Raw genomic sequence first — 11491 nt, 5'->3', positions numbered from 1 at the left:
GTTAGCTGAAGCCGTCCCCCATGGAAAGCGTAGTGGTTGGTCGGAGCGGAGCTATACACAATTTTCATTTCAATAGAAGGATGATTTAACAACATGCAAGCAGGATAATGTAGAACATGTTCATTCTGGAATAGGAAGGTATAGATGCTTATTCTCAGGTACGAAAGTTGAGTTATATAATGAAATCGTGATATTTTATCATGAATATCAAATCAGCACATAAAATAAAGAAGGGGCAATCGGCTTCTGGAGTATAGAGAATAGAAAAATAGTACAAGCTATGAGAGAGATAAAAGAATTAATTTAACAAAAACAGGTAATTAATGCTTGAAAAAAGTAAGAAAAGTTGTTATGCTCAAAAGTTTCACTCTTTCAAGAAATAGCGTATACTGTATATTAGGAAGGGAGATGCTATAATGTCTTTTTCTCGTGGACCCAAAGAACCGGTGCCAGAGGTTGAAACGAGCGTCTGGTCATGTACTAAAGAAGATTGTCAAGGATGGATGAGAGAATCATTTAGTTTTGAAGATGAACCGAGCTGTCCTTTATGTCAGTCCGAAATGACAAAGGAAGTTCGTGTGATTCCTGAATTGAAGTAAATAGTATCTCTAGTATTTATTGCTGAAAAAGCAAAGCATGGCTCAACGGGTTTGTTTTTCCCGCTGAGCCAAGTTTAGTTAATCACTAAAAGAAGTATCTGTTTTTCCCTGATTATATTTAATACTTCTGCTTGATGCAATAAAATGAAGATGGGAATTATGGATACTGTATGCTATTTAATGAAGCTTCTGCATATTAATTGCGGAGGCTTTTTTTCTTTGTTCAATAAGGATTTACAAGTATGAAAAAATGTTAAAAAATAAATAGTTGAAATTATTGTAAAAGTAGAATAATATTTGCTATACTGAAATCACAAATTAATATTTCATTAACACAATATTGTAATCGCTTACACTAAGGAGGAGTTTAAATGAGGTATACTAATCCGAATACAGAAGGCGCTATTGTAAACTATGAAAAACGCTATGATAATTACATTGGGGGAGAGTACAGGCCACCGGTAAAAGGAAACTACTTTGAGAATACGACACCGATCACAGGTGAAGTATTTTGTGAACTGGCCCGTTCAACAAAGGAAGATGTTGATGCAGCAATTGATGCAGCTCATGAAGCGAAGGATGCTTGGGGGAAAACTTCCGTTACAGAGCGTGCAGTTATTTTAAATCGCATTGCTGATCGGATGGAAGAGAATTTAGAAAAATTAGCTGTAGCGGAAAGCTGGGAGAATGGAAAAGCCGTCCGTGAGACATTAGCAGCAGATATTCCATTGGCAATTGATCATTTCCGTTATTTTGCAGGGGCTATCCGGGCACAGGAAGGAACTTTGAGCCAAATTGATAATGATACGGTTGCTTATCATTTTCATGAGCCGTTAGGCGTAGTTGGCCAAATCATCCCTTGGAATTTCCCGATACTGATGGCAACATGGAAGCTCGCACCTGCATTGGCTGCGGGGAATTGTGTTGTACTGAAGCCTGCTGAGCAAACACCAGCATCTATTCATGTTCTTCTTGATTTAATTAAAGACTTATTGCCGGCCGGTGTATTGAATATTGTAAATGGCTTTGGAGTAGAAGCAGGAAAACCGCTTGCAGCAAACAGCCGTATTTCAAAAATTGCATTTACCGGTGAGACAACCACAGGCCGTCTTATTATGCAATACGCGTCGGAAAATATTATCCCGGTAACACTTGAGCTGGGCGGGAAATCTCCAAATATTTTCTTTGAAGATATTTTGGATAAGGATGATAGTTTTGTAGATAAAGCAATTGAAGGAATGGTTATGTTTGCCTTGAATCAGGGAGAGGTTTGTACATGTCCGTCCCGTGCGCTCGTTCATGAATCTATTTATGACCGCTTTATGGAAAAAGCAATTGAACGTGTTAATCAAATTAAAATCGGTCATCCGCTTGATACAGATACAATGATGGGGGCACAGGCCTCAGAAGAGCAGCACGAAAAAATAAAATCTTATCTGGATATAGGAAAGCAGGAAGGCGCAGAGGTTCTTGTCGGCGGGGATGTAAATCAGCTTGATGGGGAGCTGGCTTCAGGATATTACGTACAGCCGACCATTTTCAAAGGTAATAATAAGATGCGGATTTTCCAGGAAGAAATTTTTGGGCCGGTATTATCCGTAACTACTTTTAAGGATAAAGAAGAAGCACTGGAAATTGCGAATGATACACTTTATGGCTTAGGTGCGGGCATTTGGACGCGTGATATGAATACAGCCTATCGTTTTGGGCGGGGTATTCAGGCCGGACGTGTGTGGACAAACTGTTATCATCAATATCCGGCACACGCAGCATTTGGCGGATATAAGAAATCTGGAATCGGAAGAGAAAATCATTTAATGATGCTGGATCATTACCAGCAGACAAAGAACCTTTTGGTCAGCTACAGTGATGGCCCAACCGGTTTATTCTAAGAGAAAGATATAAGTAAATATCAGAGAAACTGTATCGGCAGGCATATGATTACTCGTATGTCTGCTCTGAAATTATAAGCAGGTAAATTCTCTTTCTGCAGTTATTCAAATAGGGAGGTATTTTCCATGGTAGACAGAGTTATTACAACACAGGAAGCGCAGGAGCTGATGGAGAAGTTGAAAGATATTCACGGCCCGCTGATGTTCCATCAATCAGGAGGCTGCTGTGATGGAAGTTCGCCAATGTGCTACCCGCTTGGAGAATTTAGAACAGGTGATTCTGATATCTTATTGGGAAAATTGCCAGGAGATATTCCGTTTTATATTTCCAAGGATCAATATGAGTATTGGAAGCATACACAGCTTATTATTGATGTTGTTAATGGAAGAGGGGGGATGTTTTCATTGGAAGGACCAGAAGGAAAACGGTTTTTAACCCGTTCCAGAGTGTTTTCAGATGAGGAAAGAGAAGAATTAGATTCCAGCGTAATATAAGAGGATGCTCAAAAAGTCCAATAAAAATGACACGGCGAATTTCTGCGTTGACGAGTTTTTTTCCGATACTCACGTATTATAAAGCATACGCTCCGTTCGTAAAAAGCTAGTCGCCTTGAACTTCTTGGTCCTTTTTTCCAGACTTTTTGAACTTGTAATATAAAATAATTTTTTGACAATTGAAATTTTTACTTGAATTTTCTCACTATATTCGATAAAATTAATTAACAGAAAATTTAGATGTATGTTTTAAACAGGGAGGGATACGATGGTTACTGTTAAAATGTTAAAGCCTTACTATGTAAAGACGGAAGAAAAGTATATCCGAATTATTTTAGCGTATCAGTACTTCTCAATTATTATGAATAAGAAAGTATATCAATTTATCCCTGTTAAATCGACGGAAGTACGCATTAACCGCAAGACGAAGAAAATTGAGAATATCGATGATGTCTTTGCTTTTCAAAAAGGGAAAGAAGTACTCACTATTTCCATGTCCCAGTTGGTTTCTATTCCAGGATTTTTAGAGATGCTGCATCGAATTGCAGAATCTTATTATTTACCAGAAGATACTGAGACTGTTTCAGATCAGCAGCGAGTTTTGGATCAGTTAATAGCAGAGCTGGAGCATGAAAATGTTAGAAGATTAATTGATAGAGCAATTGACAATGGTGACAAAGAAGCATTTTTAGAATTAACAAATACACTAAATGATAAGTAAAATCACAGATAATTTAACCTTAGTCATATGGCAGATACGCTTTCTGTCATATGGCTTTTTTCTGCGGAAAATAAAAGAGGTTGAGCATTTATAATTGCTCAACCTCTTAATAACAGCTTTAATCTTTGATATCTATTAAAATTTCTGTTGCTTTCTCAACTCCAGAGCTGCGATCATGATTTTTGGTTCCTTCCACCATGATGGCGATCATTAAATCCTGATCATCCGTCGGGTAGCCGACAAACCAGCTATTTTCATCACCGCTGTCTTCACCAGTTAATTTTAATTCCGCTGTTCCTGTTTTTCCTGAGATAGGGAAATCAGCTTCCTTAGCAGCTTTACCAGTTCCTTCTGTAATAACCTTACGCAGAGAGTCTTGAATTTCATCAGCCTGTTCTTCTGTAATCAAGCCTTCTTTCCAAAACTGACCAGTTTCTTCTTCTGTTAATAAAGTTGGCTGAATCATGTCCCCTTTATTCAAAAATGTTGAATAGGCGGTTGCCAGATGCAGAGCACTCATTTCAATTTCACCTTGTCCATAGCTTGTGTGTGCCAGCAGATGCGTATCATCTAAGTCTCCCGAATTGGAAATAGTAGAATCTGAAACCGGATAGGTGTATGGAAATTCTTCCCCGACTCCGAATTCATGCAGGCCGTCAACAAAAGCATCTCCGCCCATTTCCACAGCTTTCATAGCAAAATAAATATTATCTGAACGAATCAAGGCATCATCCAGATCGACCGGTCCATTAGAAGTTGATACGCGCGTTACGTTATAATCTTCCCACTTCAGTCCTTCAATTTCAATGCCTTCATCGTATACAATAGTACCGTTTTTTAATCCGATTGCACCAGTGAGTGGTTTAATAACAGAACCTGGTGCAAAGGTGGAAGAGAAGCGGTTCTGCATTGGCTGTAGTTCATTCTCTTCCATTTCGCTCCAATAGTCGGAAGATGTCCCATAAAGAATATCATTTGGATCAAATGATGGACTGCTTACTAAAGCCAATGTTTCTCCTGTTTTTGGATCAATAACCGCAGCATTGCCGGGTTCTTCGTCAAATCCCTGGAAAACTTTATCCTGAACATTAATATCAATTGTTACCGTAATGTTTTGTCCGTCTTCTGCTTCTTTTTCAGCTAAAGTAATATTATCTGCACCGTCTTTTACAATTTGGATCGTTGCTCCCTTTTTACCGCGAAGCTCTTCTTCAAATAAACTTTCCAGCCCACGCGCACCAATTTTGTCGGAAGAACTATATTCTGTTGAATCAAGCTCTTCTAAATCTTCGGCATTGACTGAGCGGAGATAACCTACCAGATGGGCAGCTATTTCTCCCTCTGGGTAAACCCTTCCAGTAGTTTCCTGATAAGAAACCCCTTCGATGGCATTTAACTGCTGGACAGTGTCCGAATTATCGGGAAGAATACTTTTCAATGGTACAAATAAATCGTCCTTGACCCATGCTGCTTCAAGATTTGAATTGATAGAGTCAACAGACATTCCAAGTAAACGGGCGATTTCTTCACGCTTTGCTTCACTGTCTCCCAGTTCACTAGGAATAACTCCAAATTCATAGACAGTATCATTAATTGCAAGCGGGATTTGGTTTTTATCTAGAATTTCACCTCTGACTGGATCATCAGGAGAAATATTAATTTCCCCGCCATCAGCAAGTTCCGGGAAGATAAAGCCGGGATCCCAATTAATTAACCAGCTGTCTTCTTCATCTTCTTTTTCGACTAAGGTCAATTCAGCCTGATAATCAAATGAAATTTCACCAGCTGCCGTATTCATTTTAACAGTGAAGGGGATGGTTGCTATACCATCATCGTAGGCATTGGCAATCTCCCTTTCTTCTAATTCCTGTGCATTTATTTCAATATCTGAAGCAGAAATATCAGCATATAGTTTCTCCAGGCGGATAAATGAATCATCTTCACCATATGTATCTTTCGTTTCTTGAGAAAATAGATTATATAGTGATTCATAGTCTCCTTCTTCTACTGATTCTGCATATTGATTAAACGTATTCATCGGGTCGGCTTGTTCTTCAGAGCACCCGGCTAACAGGGCGATAAAAAGAATCAGCCATAAACTTTTTTTCCACATTTTCTAACCCCCATTAAAAAATATCTCTTTACGTAAAATTATACCATGTTCTACATTTTTTTTAGAATAATAGATAGTAAGTCATAAAAATTTTAAAAAATACATATTCAAACTCTATAAGAGGATGTTCTATAAGTATAGAATTTATCCAATTAGAAAATAGAAAGAGATTGTGTGAAAAAACGTCACGCTGTATATATACCAGGTGACGTTTTTTTCTAATCGGATTAAGTAGTCTGTTTATTGAAGTCCAGTCATGACAATTTTCTTTGTTCCATATGCTCAGTAATCGTTGAATTGATACGATTGATTTCTTCATCAGGTACAATATAGTACCAAACGCCGTTAATGGTTTGACCATCTCCGGAAATTTCCATGGTTTCTACGTTCTTTCTGGTCCCGCTGTAATCCTTGAATAATGTCTGCAGCCGCTTCATATCCAAATCGGTTTGGACATTATTTCCTAGAATATCAAGGATATTACTGGCTTTGGTAATACTTGAGAAGCTGGCTGCTTCATCCATTGCAGCAACAATTACATCACGCTGACGTTCATTTCTTCCCATATCTCCGCGGCTGTCTTGTTTTCTCATGCGGATATAAGAAAGAGCTTCTTCCCCGTTTAAATTAACATTTCCTTCATTGAAATTATGTCCATCCTGGGAAAATGCTGTGCTGTTTTGAACAGTAACGCCGCCTAATGCATCAATACCTTGTTCAAATCCTTCCATATTTACACGAATATAAGAGTGAACCGGTAAATCAAATGTCTGTTCCACTGTTTCTACAGATAACTGTGTCCCGCCAAAGGCGTACGCGTGATTGATTTTATCCATTCCCCGATCAGGAATATTTACGTAAGTATCACGGGGAATACTTAACATAACCATAGAATCGGTTTTAGGATTTAAGGAAAGCAAGATCATCGTGTCAGAACGGCCGGCATCTCCATCGCGTTCATCCACACCCAGAAGCAGAATATTAACAGCATCTGAATCTTTATACAAACGGTTAATTTCATCTGTACGCCCAGGGTCACTATCTCTTTCTAATGGATTATGCATTGATTCTACTACTTTACCAACCTGACTCCAGACAAAGAAAGCCCCGCCGCCAATAACTAATACAAAAAATAGGATTATTCCACCAACAATAAATGGCCATTTTTTTCTCTTTTTGCGAATTTTATTATCTACTCTAGATACCAAAATATTCTCCTCTATTCTTTCCTTGATTTTTAAAATTTTTAGTAATTGTCAGGAAAAATAAATCTGTAATAGATTATATCGAAATTTAGATTAATCGTCTATGTTTTAAACAAATATTGTAGGTAATTTTTCTCTATGATTCAGAATGAGAAAATAGTAATTAATAGAATATATTACATTTACTGCTTAAAAAAACATGAAATAAAAAATAAATTGACCGTTAATCTATTAAAATTAAAAAAATTATCAAAAAAAGTAGACAATATGCTTTTTTTTTTATAGAATTACGTTTAATGAGAAAATTCATCTTAGAACACAGCATTCGACATTTACATATTTATAGTAAAGGTTGAGAATTTTAAAGAAAAATTATTCAAAGGCGGTAGATGAATGGGCAGGGAGCAAGAACAGTATCAAGAGATTCTAAAAAGAGTCATTCATGATACGGAAAATCAAAAATTAAATTCAATGGATGAAATAGTTCAATTACTTGTTAAAGAACTGTCATTAAACACAAACGTAAAGAAATCTATTAAATCTTTTTAATTTAAAAGGCTCTGTCAGATCACCGTAATCTGACAGAGCCTCTTTGTATCCCGGACTGGAAAATGATAGATAGAATCAGTCCTTTGCGGATAACTGGTTACTCAACTTTCGCACTTTAAAAAGCAACTTCCTACCCATGGGAACAGGGGTTGATCATTTCTTCCATATATCTGTTGCCAAAGATAGAAGGTAAAGTATAATGCGACCGCTACGGCGGACCGTTTTGCTTTCCTAGGGGCACGCTCTTCAGCTAACTTTTGCCAAGAAGATCACTTGGCAAAAGTGGATCTTCAGATGGTGCTAATCCCTCAGGAGTCAAAACGGTCCGCCTCCGCTAGCAGGGTATTCTATACTGAAATAACTGAACAAATAAAAGGCAGATCTGACAGAACAAATTTTTCGTGTTGCATGGTAAAGATGCTCAGTAATCCTTATTTTGGGTGCATGAAAGCTATTATCGATATGATTTATTCATGTTGTCATGATTTGAACTGCTAAAAACCGTTTGAAACACCAGCATGATTGTTTATTCTTAGGTGCGAAAGTTGAGTGGTTATTAATAAATGCCGTACTGCCCCTTGTTTAAGAAGGAGTATCATTCACATCTGCTTCGACATATTTTTGATCCAGTAATTCAATCGTTGCCTGTGCATTTGTCATTTCGACAATCCAATTTGTAAAAGCATCTGTTTCTTCTGTTTTCACATAAATAATAAATGCTACATTCTCAAGGTAATGAATGTTTTCTAAAATATATTTTGATTGCTGACGGACCTCGTTTTCCAGCTTGCCCAGCATGGGATATTCGACAGTTACCGAAACTCCCTGCATCAGTTCACGGCGGACGATTCCAGTCGTCTGGATACCCTGGGTAGTTGCTGAACCGTAAGCGCGGATAAGACCGCCTGCTCCAAGCTTTATACCTCCAAAATATCTTGTCACGACAACAGCAGTATCCTTCAGACCCTTTTTCTTTAATACTTCCAAAATAGGCACACCGGCAGTTCCGCTTGGTTCTCCGTCATCATTTGCTTTTTGTATATGATCTGTTTCACCTATCATATATGCAGAACAATTATGTGTAGCATCACGGTGTTCTTTTTTGATGGATTGGATAAATTCCTGAGCCTCTTCCTCTGACTCGACACGTTTAACATTTGCGATAAAACGTGACTTTTGAATGGTTATTTCGTCTGTACCATGTGGTTTTACAGTATAATAAGCTGATAGCATTATCATTTTCACCTCAATAAAATAAAAAATTCGCCAAAATCTATCATGGACAGGTTAATCACTGTGATGGGGGAAGTTAGGACAGTAATCTTAAGACCCGGAAAAACACTGCGCTTTTTATAAGCTTGAACACAGTCTGAAAGAGGAAGTTTCCTTTTCATTGCCAATTAGTCCTGTTACCATATTAATTCATTCATATCAACCATTGATTTTGGAGTTGATCCTTATAAAATAATTCATATAATTAGATTTTATAGTGTTTATTACCTACGTCATTCACTCTCAGTTTACAATAATATGTGACATAAGTAAAAAACTGTATTATTACAAGCGTTTTTTATTAATTTTTTGAAAATATCCTTATAAAATCAAGGAAAGTTACGAATAATTATAACATAGGTTGGTGAGTTACTGATGACAATAAGATTAAATAACCAGGCAATAGATCAAATTGTAGAGAATATGATACAGATGGTTGATCAAAGTAAACATCAGGTATTTGAAATTACCGAAGAAGGAAGAAAAGAGTATGAATATCTATCTAAGGAATTGGAGTCAACCAAAAAAAAAGTAAAAGAGTATATTAAAAAAGGGGACCACCTGGAGAAAGATGTGAAAAAATATCGTCAACAGCTCGCCTTGGTAAGTAAGGACTTTAACAAATACTCTGAGAATGAAGTGCGTAAAGTTTATGAAAAAACGCATGATTTTCAAACAAAATTAATCATTATGCGTGAAGAAGAGAAACTGCTGCGGCAGCGGCGTGATGAAATAGAAATCAGATTGACAAGTCTTACACATATACTGGAACGTGGAGAAGAGCTTGTTGCTAAAATTGCGGTAATCTTTAATTTTCTGCAGGATGATTTTAAACAGGTCAATGAAATGATTGAAGATGCCAGAGAAAAACAAGAGTTTGGTTTGAAAATTATTGAAGCACAAGAAGAGGAAAGAAAAAAACTCTCAAGAGAAATTCATGATGGACCAGCTCAAATGCTGGCTAATGTGTTATTACGTTCAGATATTCTTGACTATGTTGTGAAAAAAGGATCACCGGAAGAAATATCTGAAGAGATTAAGTCATTGCGGAAAAATGTCCGTGTTTCTCTGCAGGAGGTCCGGAGAATTATATATGATTTGCGGCCGATGGCACTGGATGATTTAGGGGTAGTTCCGACAATCCGAAAATATGTAGATCGATTGACCGAATATCACAATATTCATGTAGAATTTATTGTTTTTGGTGAAGAAAAAAGATTAAATAATAAATATGAGGTTGCTTTATTCCGGCTGATGCAGGAGGCAGCGCAAAACGCTATTAAACACAGTGAAGCAACAGAAATTAAGGTCAAATTAGAAATTTTAAAAGATAGATTAATCCTGATTGTAACAGATAACGGCAAAGGATTTAATCCGGCAGAAAAGAGCGATAATTCTTTTGGATTAATAGGAATGAGAGAACGTGTTGAGATGCTTGACGGCGATCTGAAGATCATTACAGGAAAAGGAAAGGGAACAACAGTTACAATAAATGTTCCATATTCTTTAACTTAAGTATATAATAAAAAATAGATATTGTAGAAAAAAGGCGCTTTTTGTATAAAAATAGTAGAGAAATTAAAAAATTACAAAATATAAAAATTCTTTATAACATCATTCTACCTTCATGTATTCTTTTAAACTCATACTTTAAAACGGAAAGCGCCTTGGCATTTTCATAACGATGTTCTCATCTGTAAAAAAACGAAGCTGTTAAAAATAAATAGATTTGAGCTGAAATGAGACAATAGCAATGATATGTACTACAATAGACTTACTTTAAATTTAAAAAAAACTATGCTATCTATCTATTAATGATTAAAAAAACGTTCAATTAGTGTCATTAAGTAGAAAAGGAGATTTATATATGGATGAAGTACAAAAAGAAGTAAGTATTGTATTAATTGACGATCATAAATTATTTCGGGAAGGTGTTAAACGGATTTTAGAGTTTGAATCTGCTTTTAAAGTAGTTGCAGAGGGAGATGACGGCTCTGAGGCAGCTAATCTTGTGAGAGATAATAATCCGGATGTCGTACTGATGGACATTAATATGCCTAAAATCAATGGTGTACAGGCAACTGCCGATTTAATTAGACAATTCCCAAACACAAAAATAATTATTTTATCTATCCATGACGATGAAAACTATGTTACACACGCATTAAAAACAGGGGCGCAAGGTTATTTATTAAAAGAGATGGATGCAGAAGCACTTGTAGAGGCAATTAAAGTCGTGAGCAGCGGAGGTTCTTATTTACATCCGCGTATTACACATAATTTAGTAAAAGAATATCGCCGATTAGCAAGAGAAAATACATCCAGTCTGGCAAACAGGAATGTGGAGCATCGTAAACCGCTTCATTTATTAACAAGAAGAGAATGTCAGGTGCTTCAGCTGTTAGCGGAAGGAAAGAGTAACCGTGCAGTGGCTGAATCACTTTATATCAGTGAAAAAACAGTTAAAAATCATGTAAGTAATATTCTTCAAAAGATGAATGTTAATGATCGTACGCAAGCAGTAGTTTGTGCGATTCGAAAAGGCTGGGTAGAAGTTATTTAATCGTAAAAAAGAAAAGCGTCCTGATTTTTATTGTCAGGACGCTTTTTATATCGGAAATATAAAAACTGCTATCTGGAAATAA

At 36.7% G+C, this 11491-nt stretch carries 10 protein-coding genes; 7 read left to right on the top strand and 3 right to left on the bottom strand.

Annotation, left to right across the window (positions count from 1 at the left end; genetic code table 11):
* The first annotated feature begins 416 nt into the window (after positions 1–416).
* The 4 genes from IEX29_RS00575 (at position 417) to IEX29_RS00560 (ending at position 3707) form a co-directional block, all read left to right on the top strand.
* A complete protein-coding gene (locus tag IEX29_RS00575; protein WP_188732582.1) occupies positions 417–599 on the top strand; it encodes a cold-shock protein in 183 nt (60 codons plus the stop codon).
* A 371-nt stretch (positions 600–970) separates the two neighbouring features.
* A complete protein-coding gene (gene adh / locus IEX29_RS00570; protein ID WP_188732581.1) occupies positions 971–2491 on the top strand; it encodes an aldehyde dehydrogenase in 1521 nt (506 codons plus the stop codon).
* 126 nt (positions 2492–2617) lie between these two features.
* Positions 2618–2986 carry a DUF779 domain-containing protein gene (locus IEX29_RS00565; protein ID WP_188732580.1) on the top strand — a complete coding sequence of 123 codons (369 nt, stop codon included), beginning with the start codon at positions 2618–2620 and terminating at the stop codon, positions 2984–2986.
* Between the two features lie 268 nt (positions 2987–3254).
* Positions 3255–3707 (top strand): IDEAL domain-containing protein, encoded by a 453-nt coding sequence (locus IEX29_RS00560; protein ID WP_188732579.1) that lies wholly within the window; start codon positions 3255–3257, stop codon positions 3705–3707.
* A gap of 118 nt (positions 3708–3825) precedes the next feature.
* Here IEX29_RS00560 and IEX29_RS00555 read toward each other — a convergent pair whose 3' ends face one another.
* Both IEX29_RS00555 and IEX29_RS00550 read right to left on the bottom strand, forming a co-directional pair.
* Positions 3826–5820 (bottom strand): penicillin-binding transpeptidase domain-containing protein, encoded by a 1995-nt coding sequence (locus tag IEX29_RS00555; protein ID WP_188732578.1) that lies wholly within the window; start codon positions 5818–5820, stop codon positions 3826–3828.
* A 254-nt stretch (positions 5821–6074) separates the two neighbouring features.
* Entirely contained in the window at positions 6075–7028 is a 954-nt protein-coding gene (locus tag IEX29_RS00550) for an LCP family glycopolymer transferase (protein ID WP_188732577.1), read from the bottom strand.
* 390 nt (positions 7029–7418) lie between these two features.
* On the opposite strand from IEX29_RS00550, the gene IEX29_RS00545 reads away from it, so the two are divergent.
* Positions 7419–7574: a hypothetical protein gene (locus IEX29_RS00545; protein ID WP_188732576.1), complete on the top strand. Its 156-nt coding sequence runs from the start codon at positions 7419–7421 to the stop codon at positions 7572–7574.
* 582 nt (positions 7575–8156) lie between these two features.
* On the opposite strand, the gene IEX29_RS00540 is transcribed toward IEX29_RS00545, so the two are convergent.
* On the bottom strand, positions 8157–8807 hold the full coding sequence (locus IEX29_RS00540) for a YigZ family protein (RefSeq protein ID WP_188732575.1): 651 nt from the start codon (positions 8805–8807) through the stop codon (positions 8157–8159).
* A 414-nt stretch (positions 8808–9221) separates the two neighbouring features.
* On the opposite strand from IEX29_RS00540, the gene IEX29_RS00535 reads away from it, so the two are divergent.
* Complete coding sequence (locus IEX29_RS00535) at positions 9222–10361, top strand: sensor histidine kinase (RefSeq protein WP_308423609.1); 1140 nt, start codon at positions 9222–9224, stop codon at positions 10359–10361.
* A 352-nt stretch (positions 10362–10713) separates the two neighbouring features.
* Positions 10714–11409: a response regulator gene (locus IEX29_RS00530; RefSeq protein ID WP_188732574.1), complete on the top strand. Its 696-nt coding sequence runs from the start codon at positions 10714–10716 to the stop codon at positions 11407–11409.
* Positions 11410–11491 lie beyond the last annotated feature (82 nt).

Origin of the sequence: Oceanobacillus neutriphilus (genome assembly GCF_014645515.1) — a bacterium.
GTDB lineage: Bacteria > Bacillota > Bacilli > Bacillales > Amphibacillaceae > Oceanobacillus > Oceanobacillus neutriphilus.
Note: the sequence above shows the minus strand (reverse complement) of the source record. Positions and strands in the feature narration are given on the sequence as shown.